Origin of the sequence: Bradyrhizobium sp. CCH5-F6, assembly GCF_001556045.1 — a bacterium.
GTDB lineage: Bacteria > Pseudomonadota > Alphaproteobacteria > Rhizobiales > Xanthobacteraceae > Bradyrhizobium.
Map to the genome: position 1 here is coordinate 248,866 of NZ_LSIC01000012.1, position 20,028 is coordinate 268,893.

The following is a 20,028-nucleotide window of genomic DNA, read 5'->3' on the forward strand; positions in this document are numbered from 1 at the left end:
TACTCGCTATTCGAACCTACCCCGTATTCCGCAAGCCCGCCGAGATGCCGTTGATGGTGAGCTGAATCCCGCGCAGCACCTGCTCGTCCGGGTTCTGCGCGCGGTGCTCCTTGAGCAGTTCGACCTGCACGTGGTTGAGCGGGTCGAGATAGGGAAAGCGGTGGCGCACGGAGCGCTCCAGCAGCGGGTTGCTCTGAAGCAGCCGGTCCTGGCCCATGATGTCGAGCAACGTCTCGATGCAGGAATGCCATTCGCGGCGGATGCGGCCGAAGATCTTCTCGCGCAGGGCTTCGTCGGGCACGAGCTCGGCATATCGCGAGGCGATCGCGATCGAGCTTTTCGCCAGCACCATGTCCATGTTCGACAGCAGCATGCGGAAGAACGGCCATTCCCTGTAGAGCTCTTTGAGGAACGGCATGCCCTTGTCGGGATGCTCGGCGATCCATTGCTCGACCGCGCTGCCGAAGCCGTACCAGCCCGGCAGCATCAGGCGGCACTGTGCCCAGGAGAACACCCAGGGAATCGCGCGCAGATCCTCGATCGCCCGCGTCTTCTTGCGCGAGGCCGGACGGCTGCCGATGTTGAGCGTCGCGATCTCGTTGATGACCGTCGATGACCAGAAATAATCGACGAAGCCGTCGGTCTCGTAGACGAGGCCGCGGTAAGCCTTGAAGGCGAGGTTCGAGAGCTCGTCCATCGTGGTGAGATATTCGCGGCGCGGCGCGCTCTGGCGCGGATGCAGCAGGCTGGCTTCGAGCGTCGCGGCGGCGAGAATCTCCAGATTGGAGCGGCCGACCTCGGCGTTGGAATATTTCGACGAGATGATCTCGCCCTGCTCGGTGATGCGGATCTGCCCGTTCACCGCGCCGCCGGGCTGGGCGATGATGGCGTCGTAGCTCGGACCGCCGCCGCGGCCGACCGAGCCGCCGCGGCCGTGGAACAGGCGCAGCCGCACGTGATGGCGCTCGAACACCTCGACGAGGCCGATCTCGGCCTTGTAGAGCTCCCAGCCCGAGGTGACGAAGCCGCCGTCCTTGTTCGAGTCGGAATAGCCGAGCATGACCTCCTGCACGCTGCCGCGGCTGTCGACGAGACGGCGGTAATCGTGCAGCGACAGCATGCGGTCCATGATGCCGCTGGACGCCTGCAGATCCTCGATGGTCTCGAACAGCGGGACGATGTTGACGGCGCTGCGTCCGGAAGGATGGACGAGGCCCACCTCCTTCAAGAGCACCGCGACCTCGAGCATGTCGGACATGCCCTTGCACATCGAGATGATGCATTGGGGAATGGCGTCCGAGCCGAACTTGGCATGCGCTTCCGCGGCGGCATGGAAGACGTTGAGCTCGCCCATGGTCTCGTCGCTGTATTTGACGAAGGGCGACACCAGCGCGCGCGTCGAGCGCAATTCGTTGGTGAGCAGCGAGATGCGCGCATCCTCGCCGAGCGCGAGATACGACATGCCGGGGTTCGCCGCGTCCATCAGCTCGGCGATCGTGCGCTCGTGCACGGCCGAGTTCTGGCGAATGTCGAGCCGCGCCAGGTGGAAGCCGAAGCAGTCCACCGCGCGCCTCAGCAGCCGCAACCGGCCGCGGGCGATGACGCGGGCGTTGTTGGAGATCAGCGAGCGGTGCAGCACGTCGAGATCGGCCTGCAGCTCCTTGACGCTGGCGTAGGGCGCCGCTTTGCCGACCGGCCGGCGTGTGATCTCGACCTCGAGCATTTCGGCCGTTGCGGTGAGCCGGGCATAGATGCCGGACACCGCGAGGCGATAAGGCTCGCCGCTCCGGTGCGGCGAGGTATCCGGCGAGCGCTCCGCCAGGTTGCGCAGCTCCTCGGAGACGTCGGCGAGATGGGCCGCGATCGACAATTCCGAGCCGAGCACGTGCAGCTCGTTCAGGTAGAATTGCATCACCCGGCTCGACTGCAGCCGCAGCGTGCCGCGCATCACGTCGGCGGTGACGAAGGGATTGCCGTCGCGGTCGCCGCCGATCCAGCTGCCCATGCGCAGGAACGAGGCGAGCTCACCGGCGGCCCCTTCGCTGCCCTCCTCCAGCCGGTCCTCCAGCGCGTTGATCAGCCGCGGCACCTCGTGCAGGAAGGTGTAGTCGTAGAACGACAGGCCGTTGGCGACCTCGTCGAGCACGGTGAGCTTGGTCCGGCGCAAGAGGTTGGTCTGCCACAGCGTCAGCACCTCGCGGCGAAGCTGCTCGTCGCTCGCCGCCGACTCCTCAGCGGTCAGCGCGACGCGCTCGCGGCGGTCGAGCAGGGCTGCGATCTCCATCTCGCGGTCCATGGTGCTCTTGCGGCGGACCTCGGTCGGGTGCGCGGTCAGCACCGGACTGACCAGCGCGGTCTTGAAGAAGTTGCGGAGCTGGTCGGCACCGATGCCCGCCGCCTTGGCGTGCGCCAGCGTCTCCGCCAGCACGCCGGAGCCGCCGTTCTTGGCAGCGCCGCGCGCGCGCATCTGGCGGATGTTGTTCTGGTCCTCGGCGATGTTGGCGAGGTGCGAAAAATAGCTGAAGGCGCGGACGATCCGCACCGTCTCGGAGGTCGACATGCCGTCGAGGATTTCCTCGAGCTCGCGCCGGGCGAGCCGGTCCTCGTCGCGGTGGAACCGGATCGAGGTCTGGCGGATGCGCTCGACCAGGTCGAACACGTCGGCACCCTCCTGGTCGCGCACAGTGTCGCCGAGGATGCGCCCGAGCAGGCGGATATCGTCCCGCAGCCGCGTGTCGGCCTCCAGCGCCTGGACATCCTCCGGGCGGTTGGGGCGATGCTCTGTGCTGTCGGATGGTACGGTCTGGAGGGACATGGCTCGCTCCCCTGCTCGCGCCCTTGGCGGCGCGGTCTGGACGAGTGTGCGATATTTTTCTACCGCAGTGCAAGGTGAACTTGGTGGCGGCGCACACTGTCGCCGCCGTTCGCGTCCCGGACGTGCCGCGAAGACGCAGCGCGCTGCGTCCAGGGCGCGAGAACAGTCAGCCTTATCAGTAAACACGCCTTCGCAGTCTCGCGGCCGGTTTCGCCCGAGCTTTGCTGTCCGTTTTCGCCCTCATCAGGAAGAAAGGGCGCAGGGAAGGCCGGGGCGCCGGCTGGCACCCAGGGTCCGCACGCGGAATACGCACGCGGGGTGACCACAGGTGATGCCGGTCGCCCGGCCTTCCCTGCGCAACGGTGTTACGGCTTATGGCGCGCTCTCCCCGGGGAGCGATGCACTATTGCCCCCGTCGCCTTGCGGCTGATCGATGCGCGCGCCCGGTCGGGCCGCTTCACCACCGCAAGCCTTGACGCACAGACCCCGGGCGTCAGGACCACACGCTTTTGCCGTCCGCGGACGTCCCGTCCCAAACATCCGGAGGCTCGCGCGTGCTCGCCCCCGAAGCCGAAACGAGACGCTGTGACCGCGCCGTGTCGATCCCGCGGATCGCAAGGACTCACGGGATCGCCCGCCCTGCCCTCACCTCACGCGCCGGCGCTACCGCGTCCATCGCATCCCGGCCTGCGTATCGTGACGATCGCGAAACGCCCCTTTCGGCGGGCCGGGATGGATGCGGTTTAACCGAAGATAAAAATTCGGTCAATCAGAATATTGCGTGCCCCGTCTCTTGACCTGCATGTGGCGTGTTTTGCCTGTCAGGCAACGCGAGGAATTGTGTGCGACCAGGGCCTATTTCGTCACCATCCGTCGGGTCGGCGCCACAGTGCCGGCAGGAGCCGTCGGCGAGATCGAGAACGTCAACCACGCATTCCATCCTGCCGGCCGGTTCTCCGCCGCGAATTCGCCATATGCTTTCAGATTGAGATAACCTTGCATGCCTTCAACCGGAAACAAGTATCCGACCTGCGGACCTACGCCGACGACGCGTGACCGGAAACCACCGAGGATCGGATGTTGTCCAAAGTCGTCGGTGATCTGCTGATAGCCGTACCCCACCAGGCCGACAAAAAGCTGTTTAGAGAGAAACTGGGAGGCACCCCAGTCGACATGGAAGTCGACGCCATTCTGATACTGCGTGTCTTGGTTCTTGAAATTGTAGGTGAATCCCGCAACAGCCGAAAATTCGTGACCGGTCTGCGGATTGAAGTAGGTGTAGCCGCCGCCGCCATCGATGGCAGCATGGCCGATACCTAGGTTGGCGAGCCGGGTTGGCGAATAGGCGCCGACCGGAATGTCCCCGGTCACATAGGTCATGAAATTATGGACGCCGGCATTCCACTTCAATGTCGCCTGCGGATAGAGGTCGCCGACCGATGTGATGGCGTCGGCGATGGTGCCGTTGCGCGTCATCACAAGCGGTCCGAGTGCCGTGGTCAGCGTCCCGCTCAGGTCGGCGCTCGACCGCCCGAACAGGCCGGTTACGCCAATGGCCAATTGTCCGCCCAGCACCGGCGTTGCGAAGGTGTAGGTGGGGTTGAGCAGAACGAGATCGCCCTGGGCATTGAGATGCAGATTGAGGCTGCTGTTCACCGTCGCGGGAAACCTGCCGATCTGGATTTCCTTCGCCGCGGCTGTGGCCCCGGATGCGGATACGGTCGTGTGATAGTACACCGCCGCCATCGACCAGCCCGGCACCCCCGGGACCGCCGCGAGGCTGCTAAACCGGCCGGGAAGCCAGTACGAAACACCGCCCTCGTCAGCGCATGCCGGCTCGGCCACGCAGCCGAGCAGCACCATGGCTGCGCTAAGACTTGAGCGAATGAACCAAACCCGAGATGCTTGTTTGGATGGTGTCATTTTCTGCCCCAGCAGTAATCGTCTGAACCCAAAATGGCCGTCGCTGAACTGCATCGGATAGTCGCCGTCGGTGTAAGGTGCCGCATACGATCTGATCCAGACCAGTTGCCGAATCGATCTGCATTCGGACGTCTATCAAACCCGCTTGATGCCAGGCGGCTGCCAGCTCCCTTCGCCGGCCGGCAGGATCGAAGGTGCTTCGCTTCTCGGCCAGTACAAGCGCATAACAAGATAGATCGTGTCATTGGGCGCAGGCAGCCAATTTGCTTCCTTGTCCGCGCCGGGGCTGTCCTTCTGGATGTAGAGGGTGAGCGAGCCATCCTCATTCTTCTTCATGCCGGACAACATCGGCGAGTTGATGAGGTAGCGATTGATCGGGTTCTTGACCAGGAGCTGGCTCTTGCCGTCGTACATCGTCACCGACCAGAAGGAGTTCACCGGTGGCAGTTGTCCCGCCGGGAAGGTCAGTGTGTAATTGTGCTTGCTGCCGTCGAGCGTCTGGCCGTCACTGTCGACGCGCGTGAATGGATAGGTCGCTTCCGCCGCGTCATTGCCGTAAATGCCGGCCTGAGCGGCGACGGCTCGCTTCAACCAGTCGCCATTGTAGTGGGCGCTATCGCCTGGAAGACCGCTAATCCGCCAGCCATTGATCGCCTTGCCGGCATTTGCGACGGCCTCGTCCACCTTCCGCTGGCCTTCCTTCATGCCGAGGCCAAGCTCCAGCTTATGCTCCAATGGCAGGTCCTTGAAGTTGAGGGTCTTGCCCGGCCCGACCCCGATGCGTGCCAGCTTGGAGCGTATCTCCTTCTCGTTATCCTGTTCCGGCGCGAATTGAAGCGCGAAGTCGAGGTAATCGAAGAAGTTGGTCTTCACGAGTTCCTTGTCGATCTTGGGGAAGTCGATGGTCGGCGCGGCTGGCGGCGGCGTCTGTTTCAGATAAGCCGAGAGCATCTGCGCCTTGTAGCCGGATTGCACCTTCTTGACGTTGTCGAGATCATCCGGGCCGAAAAGCTGGGTGCGATAGCCGGCGAGGGAAAACTGTGTGCTCGAACGAAACACCCGCTTGATGCCCGCCGGGGTGTCCCCTTTCCAGCCGGGCCCGACCACCATGTAGTCGCCGGCTTCGCTCCCAGTTGCTCGGCTGCCGATGTAGCCGTAATTGTAGGTATTGCCGTCGCAGAGCATGACCGAGTAGTAGCGCTTCGGGTCCATCGCGGGCACCGAGAGCACCACCGGCTCCGTCCGCAAATCCAGCCACACGAAGGAATAGGGCGTGTCGCTATTGGGCGTGACGATCGCCGTATCCTTGTAGGTGTAGACATTCGGCTCGTTCTTGAGCTGGTTGAACGGCGCCTTGAATTGCCCCGAATTGCGGTCGACGGCGTACTCGTACATGATTGCATAGTTCATCACGATTGGCAGGCCATAGATGAAACCTGCCTCGGCGAAGTCCTTGGCCTCTAACAGCCTGGGCCAATCGGCTTTGTTCTGCGCGATTGCCGGGGTGGACTTCGCCGTTGTGACGGCGATCGCAGTTGCCGCAGCGGAGCGAAGCAGATCGCGTTTCGTCAACATGGGATGCTCTCCTTTTCACCGTTGTTCTTTTGTTCGGCGGACGCCAGCGCCAAAGCGCCGGGCTTCGATGGTGGAGCGGATAAGTCATAGCCGCAGGCCGGACCAGCCGAGGCATTCGAGAGTTTGTGCTGCCTGCCGCCTTCGGCTCAGGTGACCCGCTTGACCGGCGGAATCTTCCAGGAACCATTGATGATCGAGGGGTTCTTCTCGTTCGGCCAATACAGCCGCATCATCAGGACAAAATCGCCTGACGGCGCGGGAAGCCAGTTGGATTCCTTGTCCTTCCCCGGCGAGTCCTTCTGGATGTAGAGATCGGTGGAGCCATCAGGATTCAATTTCAAATTCTGTCGCGCGCTGATCGAGTAGCGGTCGAGCGGATTGGCCACGAAAAAATAGTTCGCGTCGTACATCGTCAACGACCAGAACCCGAGCGCCGGCGGCAGTTGCCCCTTGGTAAATCGCAGCACGTATTTGTTGGCGCCGTTGTATTTGCGGCCCTCGGCGTCTTTCAGCGATGTCGGATATACGGCGTCCTGCGGCCGGTTGGCGCCGAGCCCGATGGCGGTAACCAACGCCCGCATCAAATAATCGGTACCGTAGATGCCGGTCTTGGTGGTAAAGCCCCAGCCGTTCTCGTCCTTCATGTCCTTGTTGATCTTGAACTGAAGCATGATGCGATCAAATCCGATCTCCGGAACTCGCTTGACGAAATCTGCCTTGAGCTTGCTTGCATCAAAATCCTGCCCGGGCAGGATTCCGATCCTCGCGAACTTGGCGAGTTGCGGCGCGTCGGCGGCCGCCGGCGGATTGTCTTTCATGAGCTTGCAGAGCAACGTGAAATAGGCCGTCGCATCCATGCGATTGACCTGATCACGAACGGCAGTCTTCATGTCGATAGAAGCATCGACCTTGCCTTCGGGCGGTGTATAGGGCTTGCCATAGGAACTCAGCGGGACCAGCTTGCATTCGTCCTGCAGCTTGTGCACCTCGGCGTAGTCTTCGGGCGTGCCGGTGCAATAGATGCGGCCGAGCAGCCACACGATGCTGGTCGGCGACTTGTATTCCTTGACGCCGGACGGCAGCGTGCCCTTCCATCCGGGGCCCGTGATGGCGTAGGTCTGCGCGCCGGTGCCGGTCGTCCGCTTGCCCGGCACCTGGAATACCGTCGTCCAGCCGTCCAGCATCGGAAAGAGTGCGTAACGGCCCTTCATGTCCGGGATGCTGAGCACCCACGGTTCCTTGCCGACGTCGAAGAACGCACTGGTGTAGAGCGTGTCCGCATTTGGTGCCGTCACGTCGCGGAAAGTCGCATCAGGGTACTTGCGCAGCTTGATGATCTGGCCCATCGGCGCGCGCGTGCCGACCGGCGCTGCAACGTTGGTGATGACACGGCGCGTCATCTCCATCGTCACGAGCGGATAGCCGAAGATGTAGGCGTCGGTAGCGAGTGCGAAATCCTCAAGTCCCTCGCCGATGCCGAGAAACTCGCCGAGCTCGGCACGGCTCGTCGTGCTTATCGAGGAGCTGGCGAGCAGGCTCATGCCGCCGATCGTTACGTTGCGACGGGTGACATTCATGATACGAACTCCGTTGAATTTGAAGAACTGGAAATCTTTCGATGCGCTCGGTCGCTCAATTCACCGAGCTGCGGGGCACCCGTTCCTCTCAGGTCTCAATAACAGGGCGGATACGGGTAATAACCGCATGCCGGCCGCGCGTAGGGGTGATAGTACGCAGCCGCGCCATATGCGGCCCCTGCATACATCGCGCCGCGGAACGCGCTACGCCGGGCAACGCCGGCGAACGACATCGGCGTGAACGGCCGCCCGATGATGTCGATGAAGAGGGCAGCGCCACCGTCGGCGCCGGCGAGATCGCCTTCCAGAGTCTGGACTTGGAAGGTGAGCTTGTCGCCCTCGAGCTTCGGGTTCTTGAGGACCACGACAGCGTCCTTGACCGAACCATCCTTGCCCAGCACTGAAACGGTCGCGTTCGGAGGATTCTTGGCGAAACTGTCATCGCCCGAGCCCCACTCCGCAATGACATCAGCCGTCGCCTGGTGGCCTGCGGATCGCACTGGACGGTCGGCAAATATGATCGAGCTGAGCGACACGCCGGTCAAAGTGAGTGTGTCCCCTTGCAACGTGGCGCCACGGGAGTTGAGCACGAACAGCGACGGCACGATCTCGGGTTTGGCTGAGGCTGCCGGCGTGCCGATTGTCTTCATGGAAGACGGTGCCGGCGCGTTCTGGGCGAGCGACGCGTTGGCGCTGCAAAACATCACGGCCAAGGCGAGCATTGCGAAAATCTGATCCAGTTTTGCGATCCGCATGTGACGTTCACTCCTGTTACAAATAGCTTGATGAATCACTTGGTAGCACTCTCGCGTCGGCCGCGAGATCTCGCGAAAAAGACGTACCCATCGCTTGCGTGAAACGCCGTGTAGAGTTCGTAGAAATCAAGACCGCTGGGCTGGAAACTTCGTTGCAAACTCGCACGGAAGCCGCCGACCAAATAAGACCGCAAGCTCCACCCAGAGAATGGCGAGCCGCCCCCTGAACAGGCTTTTTCCGAGCGATTTCCAGGCGCCCCTTGCCGCTCGTCTTTTTCGTTGGCCGTTGCCTGCCGAAACCCAATCGATAACGGCGGGTAGCCCAAATGCCTGCATGACGCGTTTCCCAGCTCGATGATCAGTCAAGGCACGCTCGCACCAGCGCGTGCAGAATGATCTCTCGATGTCCCGGCGTCTTGCCATTTCGCGCCAATCATTCCGGGGTCGAGTCAATCATTTCAGGGCCCCGAAAGGCGCTTACCTGCCGGCTTTCGGGCAAAAGGACCGTATTTCGCGCCACTCGTCCGGTTTGACTGTTGTCGGCGATAGACAATGGGTTGGACCTTCATCAAGCGCGCGAAGCTGCGGCTGAAGCTGCTGGCACCTGCGAAACCCAAACGCGCAGCGATGTCGGCAATGTTTTCGTCCGATTCCGCGAGCAGATGGCACGCGGTGTCGAGCCGAACCTCCGCCACGAGCTCAGCGTAGGTAGTGCCCATGTCGGCAAGGCGGCGCTGAAGCGACCGGGCACTGATGCCGAGCCGGTGTGCCGTTTGGGGAAGCACCGCACGGTCCTGGCGTAGCGACGCGGCGATGGCCGCTCGGACGGCGTATCGGGACGGCGTAGAGACTCGCTTCATGATGCGGCGCGAAACCTCGGCTCTTCCGACATATTCACCAATGTTTACGCAGAAGACGCCATTCCGTATGGCCATCTTGCGCCAAAATGCGACTTCGCCCGCCGTTGCGAAAGGTTGCACCGGCATGATGCTGGGGCGCAGCGCGGAGAGGTTGAACTTGAACTCAGTCTAAAGTAGCATCATGAGCAAAGCGCGCGGTTGCATCACCTTGGGAGGCCGGGACAGCGGAAAGCCGTGACGTCCCGGGGACACGACCATGAAGGCCATCGTCGTGGCGCGCTGCGCCCTGCTTGCACCTTTCGTTGAGGTTTTGAACGATATCGGCGCCCCCGCGGAACGGATGCTGAGCAGGTTCGGCCTGCCCGCACATCCCGAAAAGAAGCCCAACGACTATTTCCCCCTCATTCCCGCGCTTCATTTCGCAACGATTGCACAGTCATCGCAGGGGATTGCGGATTTTGGATTTCGAGCCGTCCAACGAATGCACTTTGGTCATATGAGTGACCAGCTTCAAGCCGCGGTTCGCCACGCGCCGACCTTGTTTGCCGTATTGGAGCAATGGTGTCAGCTTATCCAGATCGAGGACAACTTCGTCAGCTATTGGCTCGAGCGTCATGATAATCTCTTGAGGGTTTGCAACAGCATTTCCGGAACTGCTGGAACGCTGCATCTCGAGCATACGCAATGGCTGCAGAACGTGATGATGGTGTACGTCATCCGCCAGTTTGCAGGGCCGAATTGGGCGCCGGCCACCATCGCCTTTGAAGCTCGATACACGCCTGGTCCCGAGACCCAATCCCGGTGGCCCCACACCCGTTTCCTCTCGGGGCAGAAGGTCTCGTGGATTGATGTGCCCATTTCCCTGCTGAGTTTGCCCAATCCGGTGAAGCCCGCGGCATCAGTCCCATCGGAGCGCGAATTTCGGCGTATCGGCACCGACGCCATAACAGCGCTCAAGATGATGCTTCCGTCATACCTGGATAAGGGCTCTCTCGGCATCGCCGAGGTCGCCGAGATCGCCGGGACCAGCGTGAGAAGCCTTCAGCGCGGCCTCGCAAGCGCAGGATTAACATACTCTCGTTTGCTCGATCAGGTCCGGTTCGAGAAAGGCGCCGACTTGCTGCGCAAGACGGACGCCAGGATCATCGATGTTGCCTTCGCCACGGGTTACACCGACCCGGCTCACTTTGCCCGTGCCTTCCGCCGCATGGCGGGCATAACGCCGCGCGAGTTTCGAGAGAGCTCGCCGCGAGCCTAGCGATGGGAGAGTCCCCACAGCAGCGTCGATCGCCGCAAAGCTCCAAAGACTTCATTGGAGCGCACCGGACCCCGTGACCGACGTTGACGCGCCGCGCGCCCTACGCCGGCACGATCACCTTGCCGATCGGCCAAAGCGCGATGCCCGCGAGCTTCAGATGCGCCCAGGCGAAGGGGATGCCGATGATGGTGATGGCGAGCACCACCGCCGTCAGGACGTGGCCGAGCGCCAGCCACCAGCCGGCGAGCACGAACCAGATGATGTTGCCGATCACCCCGAGCGGACCGGTGCCGATATCCTCGACACCGGTGACGTCATAGCGATTGACCGCCCGCGAGCCGAACGGCAGCAGAGTGTAGACGGCGATGTTGAACGCCGCCCGCGCCCAGGGCAGGCCGATGATGGTGATGGCCATGATGACCGCGGCGATCACCCAGCCGAACGCCATCCAGGCGCCACCGATCAGTATCCAGAGGATGTTGAGGAGGATGGAGACGGGGGCCATGGGAACAATCCGCGAGGTGAAGGTCCCGCCTATATAGGATCGAATTGTTCTGGTGGTAAGACCGCTTCATGTCGTTGCGACGTAGCCCGGATGAGCGAAGCGACATCCTGGACTCTCCGTCGCAGTGGTCCCGGGTATCGCTGCGCTCACCCGGGCTACGGCCTTCTACCGTCCCTCGAACTTCGGCTCCCGCTTCTCCATGAAGGACTTCATTCCCTCAGCCATGTCCTCAGTCCTGAACAGGGGCAGGAGCTGGAGATAGACATGGTGGACGTGGTCGGAGAAGTTTTCGTTGAGGCCCATCCGCATCATGCGCTTGGAGGCCTGCACCGCCAGTGGCGCGTTGGCGGCGATTTCGCGGGCTATGGCCGTGGCGCGGCTCATCAGCTCGGCGTCCGGCACGACCTCGTTGGCGAGGCCCCATTCCAGGCACTCGCGCGCGCTCAGCGTGCGGCCCGTGAAGATCAACTCGGAGGCCTTGGCCCAGCCGAGCATGCGCGGCAACAGCCAGGTTCCGCCGGATTCCGGCACCACGCCGCGCTTGACGAAGGCGGCGGCGAGCTTTGCGGACTCCGCCATGATGCGGATGTCGCAGCCGAGCGCGGTGTCCATGCCGTAGCCGGCCGCGCCGCCGTTGACGGCGCAGATGGTCGGCTTGTCCATCGCGTGCAGGACCGTCGGCGGGGTGTTGCGGAGGTTGATCGTGGTCGGCGAGGACGCGGCGCTGAGGCCGTTGCCGTCGCGCTCCTTGCGCAAGTCGAGGCCGGCGCAGAACGCCCTGCCCTTGCCGGTGAGGATGACGACGCGGACGTTCTTGTCCTCGTTGGCCTCGGTCAGCAGGCGGGCGAGGTCGTTCAGCATCGGACCGGAGATCGTGTTCATCCGCTCAGGCGCATTCAGCGTGATGGTCGCGATGTGATCGGCGACTGTGTAGAGGACTTCGTTCGTCGTGCCTGCCCCGTCGCTCATGAGGTCCCTCCCCTTCGGTTCTCGTAGCCCCGACGAGCGCAGCGACACCCGGGACAGTGGTTGCTTGTCGTCCCGGGTATCGCTGCGCTCACCCGGGCTACGCGCTGTCAGATCTTCCGTCCCGCCTGCTCCCAATAGGGATCGCGCAGGCGGCGCTTGAAGATCTTGCCGGAATCTTCGCGCGGCAGCCCGGTGCGGATCTCGATGTGCTTGGGCACCTTGTAATCGGCCAGATGCGCCTTCAGCGCGGCGCGGACGTCGGCTTCGCCGAGCGTAACACCGGGCTGCGGCTCGACCACTGCCATCAGCGCTTCGCCGAACTCGGCATCGGGGATACCGAACACGGCGCAATCATGCACGCCGGGCACGGCGTGCAGCACCGACTCGATCTCCGCCGGATAGATGTTGACGCCGCCCGAGATCACCATGTCGCGCTTGCGGTCGCAGATGAAGACGTAGCCGTCCTCGTCGATGTAGCCGACATCGCCGGAGGTGATGAAGCCGTCGCGATCGATCTCGGCGCGCTTCTCCGGCTTGTTGTGGTAGGTGAAATCGGCCATCTCGGCCATGCGGGAATAGATCTCGCCGATCTCGCCCACGCCAAGCACGCGGCCGTCCTCGCCGATGAATCGCAGCTCGGCGCCCGGCGAGATCTTGCCGACAGTGCCGGGCTTCTTCAGCGCATCCTCCGACGTCGCGAAGGTGACGGCGCTGGATTCGGTCGAGCCGTAGAACTCGTAGATGACAGGCCCCCACCATTCGATCATGGCGCGCTTGACGTCGGCGGGACAGGGCGCGGCGGCGTGGATGACGTGGCGCAGCGACGAGACGTTGTAGCTTTTGCGCACCGCCTCCGGCAGCTTCATCAGGCGGATGAACATGGTCGGCACCATGAAGATGGTGTCGACTTTGTAACGTTCGATCAGCCCCAGGAATTCCTCCGCCTCGAAGCGCGGCATCAGCACCAGCACCCCGCCGAGCTTGCCGGCGCGGATGCCGAACGAATTCGGCGCGGAGTGATAAAGCGGACCCGGCAGCAGCGCGCGGGCACCTAGCTTGAGCCCGTAGATCATCGCGCGCATGCGCTCGCCGGCCGCCGCCTGCTCCGGCGTCGGCGCGTTGCGGCGCACGCCCTTGGGATGGCCTGTCGTGCCCGAGGTGTAGATCATGTTCATGGGCTGCGGCACGACCGGGCCGTCATAGGGCTGGTGTTGCGCGAGCCATGTCTCGAAATCGATCGCGAAATCGGGAGTCGTCAGACGATCGGGATCGATCTTGTAGTTGGAGAGGATTTCCGGCGGCGTCGGCACGCTGAGCACCGTGACGCCTTTTGGGATCGCATCGCGCAAGGCATGCAGCATGTCGGCATGTCCGATCAGCACGGAGCTGCCGGTGTCACCGAGGATGTAGTTGATCTCCTCCGGCTTGAAGTGCCAGTTGATCGGCACGCCATAGGCGCCGAGGCGCATCGCGGCGTACGCGGCTTCGAGGAAGGCGACTTCGTTGCGCATCAGCATGCAGACGCAATCGCCCGGCTTGACGCCGAGCCTGGCGAGGCCGGAGGCGATGCGGTCGCTACGGTCAGCGACATCGGCGTGGGCACGGCGGCGGTCGCCGGAGACGATGCCGAGGAACTCTGACGTTTCGCTCATTTTTGTCTTCCGATCTTTCGTCGGGTTGGAACGTGGCTACCACTCAGGCCGTCATTCCGGGGCGATGCGAGGCATCGAACCCGGAATCCATTTTACGGCAGAGCATGCGGCTCGATGGATTCCGGGCCTGCGCCTGCGGCGCATCCCGGAATGACAGAAAGCTAATCCGCAAATTTCGGCGCGCGCTTCTCCAGATTGGCGCGGACCGCCTCGGTCTGGTTGGCGCTGCCGATCAGCTTCTGTTGCTCGACGGACTCGGCGAGCAGCGCCGGGCCCGGATCGACCGAGAGATTGTTGAGCAGGCGTTTCGCGGCGCGGATCGCGTCGGGGCTCTTGCCGGCGATCTCGCGCGCGGCTTCGAGGGCGCTCGCGCGCGGATCGTCACAGATGCGCGTGGCGAGACCGTAGGTCATCGCCTCCTGGGCGGAGAAGATGCGGCCGGTATAGGTGAGATCGCGCAGGATGTCGTCGCGCACGAGCGAGGCCAGGATCGGCGTGCCCGCCATGTCGGGGACGAGACCCCATTTGATTTCCATGATCGACATCCGCGCGTCTGCCGAAAGAAACCGCATGTCGGCGCCGAGCGAGAGCTGGAAGCCGCCGCCGAAGGCGACGCCGTGCACGGCCGCGATCACGGGCACCGGAAGCTGGCGCCACCCCCATACTGCCTGTTGCGGAAAGTTCGCCTGGCCATGAGTGCGTTTGGTGAGGTCTCGATTTTCGCCACCCGGAATTCCGTTGCCGCCCTTCTCCTTCATGGCGGCAAAACGCCCCATGTCGAGGCCGGCACAGAAGGCGCGGCCCTCGCCGGACAGCACGACCGCACGCACGCTCTTGTCCTTCGAAAGCCGCTCGGTTGCGGCGACAAGGGCCTCGAACATGGCCTGATCGAGCGCATTCATCTTGTCCGCGCGCACCAGCCGCACGTCGGCGACGCCTTCCGAGATCGAGATCGAGACGCGCTCTTCCATGGACGAATTCTCCCCTGTTCTTGTTCAGTGCCGCTTTACAGGACGCTGGCGGCCGGATTTAGTCAATCGACCAATTAACTTACAATCCCTACGGGGGAAACAGCCATGTTCAAGGAAAATCTTCTCGCCGGCCGGAGCATCCTCGTGACCGGCGGCGGCACGGGTCTCGGCAAGTCGATGGCGGCGCGCTTCCTCCAGCTCGGCGCCGACGTGCACATTTGCGGCCGACGCAAGATCGTCTGCGACGAGACCGCGACCGAGCTGATGGATCGCTATGGCGGCCGCGTCACCAGCCACGGCGTCGACATCCGCAACGCGCTCGCGGTCGAGGAGATGGTGGAGAACATCTTCCGCGATGCTCCGCTGACCGACCTCATCAACAACGCCGCCGGCAATTTCATCTCGCGCACCGAGGAGCTGTCGCCGCGCGGCTTCGACGCGGTCGCCAATATCGTCATGCACGGCACGTTCTACGTGACGCATGCGGTCGGCAAGCGCTGGATCGCCTTGAAGCAGCCGGGCAACGTCGTCTCGATCACCACGACCTGGGTGCGCAACGGCTCGCCCTATGTGGTGCCGTCGGCGATGAGCAAGTCGGCGATCCATGCGATGACGATGTCGCTCGCCACCGAATGGGGCCGCTACGGCATCCGCCTCAACACCATCGCGCCGGGCGAAATCCCGACCGAAGGCATGAGCAAGCGCATTAAGCCGGGCGACGAGGCCGGCGCCCGCACCAAGGCGATGAACCCGATGGGCCGTGTCGGCACCATGGAGGAGTTGCAGAACGTCGCCGTGTTCCTGATCTCCGGCGGTTGCGACTGGATCTCCGGCGAGACCATCGCCATGGACGGCGCGCAGGCGCTCGCCATGGGCGGCAATTTCTACCAGCTCCGCGACTGGAGCGACGACGACTGGAAGACCGCGCGCGAGAGCATCATGGCCCAGAACGAGAAGGACCGGGCGAAGCGGGGGTGATGCTCTCTCCGTAGTCGTCCTGGCGAAAGCCGGGACGACGATGCTGGAGCAGTTGCGTTCCCCTCCTCCCGTATTGTCTTTACCTGCGGATGACGCCACACTCCCAGGCATAAGAACATGACGTCACGGGAGAAACATGTCCACACAGCCATTGGCGAATCTCGCCGACATGGTGCGCGAGCGCGCGAAGAGCCGCGGCAACGCCATCGCCTATGAATTCGAAGGGCGCACCACCAGCTTTGCAGAGTTCGACATCAAGACCAACAAGGTCGCCAACGCCCTGATCGCGATGGGCGTGAAGAAGGGCGACCGCATCGCCTATCTCGGCAAGAACAGCGACTTCTATTTCGAGCTCCTGATGGGCGCGATGAAGGCCGGCGCGGTGATGGCGCCGGTGAACTGGCGTCTCGCGGGGCCCGAAGTCGCCTTCATCGTCGAAGACTGCAAGGCGCCGGTGCTGTTCGTCGGACCGGAGTTCATCACGCTCGTCCGCCAGATCAAGGACCGGCTGCCGGGCGTGCGCACCATCATCACCACAGAGGGCGGCGCGCCGGAATGGCAGGACTTTGCGGCCTGGCGCGATGCGCAGAGCGGCGACGACCCGAGGGTGCCGATCGACACCAGGGACATCGCGATCCAGCTCTACACCTCCGGCACCACAGGCAAGCCGAAGGGCGCGATGCTAAGCCACGCGAACTTCCTCAACCTGGTGCAAACCGGCAATGCCGAGGACAAGCCGGAGTGGAACCGGTGGTCCACCGACGACGTGTCGCTGGTCGCGATGCCGATCTTCCACATCGGCGGCTCCGGCTGGGGCGTGATGGGGCTCTATCACGGCGCCCGCGGCGTCATCGCACGCGAATTCGATCCGACCAAGGTTCTGGATTTCTTCGAGCAGTCGGGCATCACCAAGCTGTTCATGGTGCCGGCGGCGATGCAGTTCGTGGTGCGGCAGCCGCGTGCAAAGACGGTGGATTTCTCGCGGCTGAAATACATGCTCTACGGCGCCTCGCCGATTCCGGCGGCGCTGCTGAAGGAATGCATCGAAGTCTTCAAATGCGGCTTCGTGCAGATGTACGGAATGACCGAGACGACCGGCACGATCGTGGCGCTGCCGCCGGAGGATCACGTCGAGGGGCTCGAGCGGATGCGTTCGGCCGGCAAGGCCCTGCCCGGCGTCGAGATCGCGATCCTGGACGTGGACGGCAAGCCGCTGCCGCCGCGCCAGGTCGGCGAGATCGCGACGCGCTCGGGCTCGAACATGGCGGGCTACTGGAACCTGCCGGAGGCGACCGCCGCGACGCTGCGCAGTGACGGCTGGCTGCGCACCGGCGATGCCGGCTACATGGACGAGGACGGCTATCTCTACATTCACGACCGCATCAAGGACATGATCATCTCCGGCGGCGAGAACATCTACCCGGCCGAGGTCGAGAGCGCGCTGTGCGATCACCCCGATGTCGCCGAGGCCGCCGTGATCGGCGTGCCCGACGACAAATGGGGCGAGGCTGTGAAGGCGGTGGTCGTTATGAAGCCGGGCAAGCAGGCGACCGCCACCGACATCATCAACTTCACGCGCGAGCGCATCGCCGGCTACAAGACGCCGAAGAGCGTGGAGTTTTTGCCGGCATTGCCGAGGAATCCCTCAGGCAAGATCCTGCGGCGGCAGTTGCGCGAGCCGTATTGGGCGGGGAAGGATCGAAGGGTGAATTAGCCGCGGTGCAGTAGGGTGGGTTAGCCGCAGGCGTAACCCACCTCTTTGCTCTCCCCCGGGGGATGGAGAGTGGTGGGTCACGCCCTGCAGATTCGCTTCGCACATCTGCAGAGCTAACCCACCCTACGAGAGCGGTGCACCTTAGTGCTTCCCCGGCCCCATATAGCCGAACAGGAAGCCGGCCACCTTGCGCATCTGGATCTCCTCGCTGCCTTCGGTGATGCGGTAGCGGCGGTGATGGCGGTAGATGTGCTCGAACGGCTTGTGGCGTGAGTAGCCCATGCCGCCGTGGACCTGCATGGCACGGTCGGCGGATTCGCAGCAGAGGCGGTTTGCCCAGTAGTTGCACATGGAGACGCGATCCGAGAGCGTGCGCTCGATCTGCTCCTCGGTAAGCTTATCCATCTCCCAGGCGGTCTTGCGGATCAGAAGGCGCAGCATCTCGGCTTGCGTCGCAAGCTCGACCAGCGGGAACTGGATCGCCTGGTTTTCCGCCAGCGCCCTGCCGAACGGTTTTCGCTCGCGTGCGTATTTGACGCTCTCGTTGATGCAGTAGACCGCAGCACCCAGCGAGCTCGCGGCCTGGCGGATGCGGTTCTGGTGCACGAAGCATTGCGCCAGCGAGAGACCGCGACCGACTTCGCCGAACAGCGCATCCTCCGGCACGAAGACGTCGGTGAAGCTGACGCGCGGATGATCGGTCGGCATGTTGAAGGTCCACATGTACTCTTCGACCTTGACGCCGGGGCTCTTCGCGGGAACCAGGAAGCAGGTGATGCCCCGGGCGTCGCCGTCATTGCCGCTGGTACGCGCGAACAGCGCGCAATGCGTGGCGACGTGCATGCCCGTCGTCCACATCTTCTCGCCGTTGATGATCCAGCCCTTGACGTTGTCGCGGGTGGCCGGCACCGCGCGCGTTTCCATGTGGGTGGCGTCCGAGCCGTGATGCGGCTCGGTCAGGCCGAAGGTGATGCGGTACTTGCCCTTGATCGAACCGTCGATCATCGCCTTCTGGTCGTCGCGGCCGTAGCGGTCGAGCATCGTGACGACGGGGAAATTACCGACGATCGAGTGCTCGTTCTGGAGATCGTTGTGCAGGCCGAGGCCCTTGGCAGCGAAGTGCTCTCGGATCACGGCCATCCAGAGGTTGGAGCCGTCCTTGCCGCCATACTGCCTCGGCACCGGAAAGCGCAGATGTCCGGCGGCGTCGGCGAGATCCTTGGCCTTGCGCAGCAGCGCTTCCCATTCGTGACGCGGCAGGCCGCCATTCTCGAAATCGGTGCGCGCCCATTCGCGGCGATGATCGAAGAAGCGGATGTTGTCGTCGGCCTCCTCCAGCGGCTTGATCTCGCGTTCGATGAAACGATCGAGCTCTCCGAGATAGGCGACGAGATCGGCAGGCAATGAGAAATCCAAAGGTTCTCTCCCGGATTGATTTTGTCGTTTTGCGTTAAGGCGCTAGCCGCGTCTTTGCTTCGCACGATTAAGGTGAGAAGAGCGCGCGCAAGTCAAGCAAGCCGAGGCGTGTGGCGCGCGCAAGGCGCACCAGCGCAATTCGATGGTGCTCTGCCGTCAGCGCGCGGTAGTATGTCGCCAATATTCCTTCACGAGAAAATGCAGGAGCGCGCGATGGAGCTGAAATTTTCCAAGGTGGAACGCAAGGGACCGATCACGATCGTCACGCTGTCGCGGCCCGAGGTCTACAACGCGCTGCATACGGACGCGCATTTCGAGCTCCAGAAGGTGTTTGACGATTTCTCCGGGGATCCCGAGCAATGGATCGCGATCGTCACCGGAGCCGGCGACAAGGCGTTCTGCGCCGGCAACGACCTGAAGTGGCAAGCGGCGGGCGGCAAGCGCGGCTGGGACAAGGGCGGCTTTGCCGGCCTCACCTCGCGGTTCGACTGCGACAAGCCGATCATCGCCGCCGTGAACGGCGTCGCGATGGGCGGCGGCTTCGAGATCGCGCTGGCCTGCGACCTGATCATCGCATCGGAGAACGCGACCTTCGCCCTGCCCGAGCCGCGCGTCGGCCTCGCCGCCCTCGCCGGCGGCCTGCATCGCCTGCCGCGCCAGATCGGGCTGAAGCGCGCCATGGGCATGATCCTCACCGCACGCCATGTCAGCGCCAAGGAAGGGCTCGAGCTCGGCTTCGTCAACGAGGTGGTACCGCAGGGCGAAGCCCTGACGGCCGCGCTACGCTGGGCGGAGATGATCGCCAAGAATTCGCCGATGTCGATCCGGGCCTCGAAGCAGGCGATCCAGAAGGGGCTTGGCGTGTCGCTGGAGCAGGCGATCGAGGAGCAGCGCGAGTATCCCGCGGTCAAGGCGATGGTCGCCTCGCAGGACTACATCGAGGGGCCGAAGGCGTTCTCGGAGAAGCGGCCCCCGAAATGGGTGGGGAAGTAGGATTGTTTCCGTCATGGCCGGGCTTGTCCCGGCCATCCACGCCGCTCCTCTCGGCGTCCCCAACTTC

The 20,028-nt window shown here is 63.4% G+C and carries 15 protein-coding genes; 4 read left to right on the plus strand and 11 right to left on the minus strand.

The genetic code is table 11. The features are described from left to right. Positions 1-16 precede the first annotated feature (16 nt). From ppc to AX729_RS02005, 6 genes are all read right to left on the minus strand, one after another. Positions 17-2,815 carry a phosphoenolpyruvate carboxylase gene (ppc, locus tag AX729_RS01980; RefSeq protein ID WP_061020213.1) on the minus strand — a complete coding sequence of 933 codons (2,799 nt, stop codon included), beginning with the start codon at positions 2,813-2,815 and terminating at the stop codon, positions 17-19. 855 nt (positions 2,816-3,670) lie between these two features. After that, positions 3,671-4,678: a SphA family protein gene (locus AX729_RS01985; protein ID WP_245325014.1), complete on the minus strand. Its 1,008-nt coding sequence runs from the start codon at positions 4,676-4,678 to the stop codon at positions 3,671-3,673. A gap of 195 nt (positions 4,679-4,873) precedes the next feature. Then, positions 4,874-6,313, minus strand: a complete 1,440-nt coding sequence (locus tag AX729_RS01990) for a DUF1254 domain-containing protein (RefSeq protein WP_061020215.1) — start codon at positions 6,311-6,313, stop codon at positions 4,874-4,876. Positions 6,314-6,459: 146 nt separating this feature from the next. Further along, positions 6,460-7,890 (minus strand): DUF1254 domain-containing protein, encoded by a 1,431-nt coding sequence (locus tag AX729_RS01995; protein WP_061020216.1) that lies wholly within the window; start codon positions 7,888-7,890, stop codon positions 6,460-6,462. A 95-nt stretch (positions 7,891-7,985) separates the two neighbouring features. After that, positions 7,986-8,645: a hypothetical protein gene (locus AX729_RS02000; protein ID WP_197433514.1), complete on the minus strand. Its 660-nt coding sequence runs from the start codon at positions 8,643-8,645 to the stop codon at positions 7,986-7,988. Between the two features lie 458 nt (positions 8,646-9,103). Further along, positions 9,104-9,631 carry a helix-turn-helix domain-containing protein gene (locus AX729_RS02005; protein ID WP_245325012.1) on the minus strand — a complete coding sequence of 176 codons (528 nt, stop codon included), beginning with the start codon at positions 9,629-9,631 and terminating at the stop codon, positions 9,104-9,106. 130 nt (positions 9,632-9,761) lie between these two features. Between AX729_RS02005 and AX729_RS02010 the strand changes: the two genes are divergently transcribed. Next, positions 9,762-10,763, plus strand: a complete 1,002-nt coding sequence (locus AX729_RS02010) for a helix-turn-helix transcriptional regulator (RefSeq protein WP_061020217.1) — start codon at positions 9,762-9,764, stop codon at positions 10,761-10,763. 100 nt (positions 10,764-10,863) lie between these two features. On the opposite strand, the gene AX729_RS02015 is transcribed toward AX729_RS02010, so the two are convergent. From AX729_RS02015 to AX729_RS02030, 4 genes are all read right to left on the minus strand, one after another. Continuing rightward, positions 10,864-11,268, minus strand: coding sequence for a YccF domain-containing protein (locus tag AX729_RS02015; RefSeq protein ID WP_061020218.1), 405 nt, complete (start codon positions 11,266-11,268; stop codon positions 10,864-10,866). A gap of 165 nt (positions 11,269-11,433) precedes the next feature. Then, on the minus strand, positions 11,434-12,237 hold the full coding sequence (locus AX729_RS02020) for an enoyl-CoA hydratase/isomerase family protein (protein ID WP_061020219.1): 804 nt from the start codon (positions 12,235-12,237) through the stop codon (positions 11,434-11,436). A 107-nt stretch (positions 12,238-12,344) separates the two neighbouring features. Further along, positions 12,345-13,889 carry an acyl-CoA synthetase gene (locus AX729_RS02025; RefSeq protein ID WP_061020220.1) on the minus strand — a complete coding sequence of 515 codons (1,545 nt, stop codon included), beginning with the start codon at positions 13,887-13,889 and terminating at the stop codon, positions 12,345-12,347. Between the two features lie 161 nt (positions 13,890-14,050). Then, on the minus strand, positions 14,051-14,860 hold the full coding sequence (locus AX729_RS02030) for a crotonase/enoyl-CoA hydratase family protein (RefSeq protein WP_061020221.1): 810 nt from the start codon (positions 14,858-14,860) through the stop codon (positions 14,051-14,053). A 105-nt stretch (positions 14,861-14,965) separates the two neighbouring features. Here AX729_RS02030 and AX729_RS02035 point away from each other — a divergent pair, with 105 nt between their 5' ends. Beyond that, a complete protein-coding gene (locus AX729_RS02035) occupies positions 14,966-15,838 on the plus strand; it encodes an SDR family oxidoreductase (protein WP_061020222.1) in 873 nt (290 codons plus the stop codon). Positions 15,839-15,974: 136 nt separating this feature from the next. Beyond that, positions 15,975-17,552 (plus strand): fatty acid--CoA ligase, encoded by a 1,578-nt coding sequence (locus AX729_RS02040; RefSeq protein ID WP_061020223.1) that lies wholly within the window; start codon positions 15,975-15,977, stop codon positions 17,550-17,552. A gap of 141 nt (positions 17,553-17,693) precedes the next feature. Here AX729_RS02040 and AX729_RS02045 read toward each other — a convergent pair whose 3' ends face one another. Next, a complete protein-coding gene (locus tag AX729_RS02045; RefSeq protein ID WP_061020224.1) occupies positions 17,694-18,968 on the minus strand; it encodes an acyl-CoA dehydrogenase family protein in 1,275 nt (424 codons plus the stop codon). 213 nt (positions 18,969-19,181) lie between these two features. Here AX729_RS02045 and AX729_RS02050 point away from each other — a divergent pair, with 213 nt between their 5' ends. Then, positions 19,182-19,961 carry an enoyl-CoA hydratase-related protein gene (locus AX729_RS02050; protein WP_061020299.1) on the plus strand — a complete coding sequence of 260 codons (780 nt, stop codon included), beginning with the start codon at positions 19,182-19,184 and terminating at the stop codon, positions 19,959-19,961. Positions 19,962-20,028 lie beyond the last annotated feature (67 nt).

What these genes read in the sequence shown, in the direction of transcription:
- AX729_RS02025 (WP_061020220.1), bottom strand. Translation starts at nt 13,889, where the DNA reads ATGAGCGAAACGTCAGAGTTCCTCGGCATCGTCTCCGGCGACCGCCGC.
- AX729_RS02040 (WP_061020223.1), top strand. Translation starts at nt 15,975, where the DNA reads ATGTCCACACAGCCATTGGCGAATCTCGCCGACATGGTGCGCGAGCGC.
- AX729_RS02030 (WP_061020221.1), bottom strand. Translation starts at nt 14,860, where the DNA reads ATGGAAGAGCGCGTCTCGATCTCGATCTCGGAAGGCGTCGCCGACGTG.
- AX729_RS02000 (WP_197433514.1), bottom strand. Translation starts at nt 8,645, where the DNA reads ATGCGGATCGCAAAACTGGATCAGATTTTCGCAATGCTCGCCTTGGCC.
- AX729_RS02015 (WP_061020218.1), bottom strand. Translation starts at nt 11,268, where the DNA reads ATGGCCCCCGTCTCCATCCTCCTCAACATCCTCTGGATACTGATCGGT.
- AX729_RS02005 (WP_245325012.1), bottom strand. Translation starts at nt 9,631, where the DNA reads ATGCCGGTGCAACCTTTCGCAACGGCGGGCGAAGTCGCATTTTGGCGC.
- AX729_RS01995 (WP_061020216.1), bottom strand. Translation starts at nt 7,890, where the DNA reads ATGAATGTCACCCGTCGCAACGTAACGATCGGCGGCATGAGCCTGCTC.
- AX729_RS02020 (WP_061020219.1), bottom strand. Translation starts at nt 12,237, where the DNA reads ATGAGCGACGGGGCAGGCACGACGAACGAAGTCCTCTACACAGTCGCC.
- AX729_RS02010 (WP_061020217.1), top strand. Translation starts at nt 9,762, where the DNA reads ATGAAGGCCATCGTCGTGGCGCGCTGCGCCCTGCTTGCACCTTTCGTT.
- AX729_RS02050 (WP_061020299.1), top strand. Translation starts at nt 19,182, where the DNA reads ATGGAGCTGAAATTTTCCAAGGTGGAACGCAAGGGACCGATCACGATC.
- ppc (WP_061020213.1), bottom strand. Translation starts at nt 2,815, where the DNA reads ATGTCCCTCCAGACCGTACCATCCGACAGCACAGAGCATCGCCCCAAC.
- AX729_RS01985 (WP_245325014.1), bottom strand. Translation starts at nt 4,678, where the DNA reads ATGGTGCTGCTCGGCTGCGTGGCCGAGCCGGCATGCGCTGACGAGGGC.
- AX729_RS01990 (WP_061020215.1), bottom strand. Translation starts at nt 6,313, where the DNA reads ATGTTGACGAAACGCGATCTGCTTCGCTCCGCTGCGGCAACTGCGATC.
- AX729_RS02035 (WP_061020222.1), top strand. Translation starts at nt 14,966, where the DNA reads ATGTTCAAGGAAAATCTTCTCGCCGGCCGGAGCATCCTCGTGACCGGC.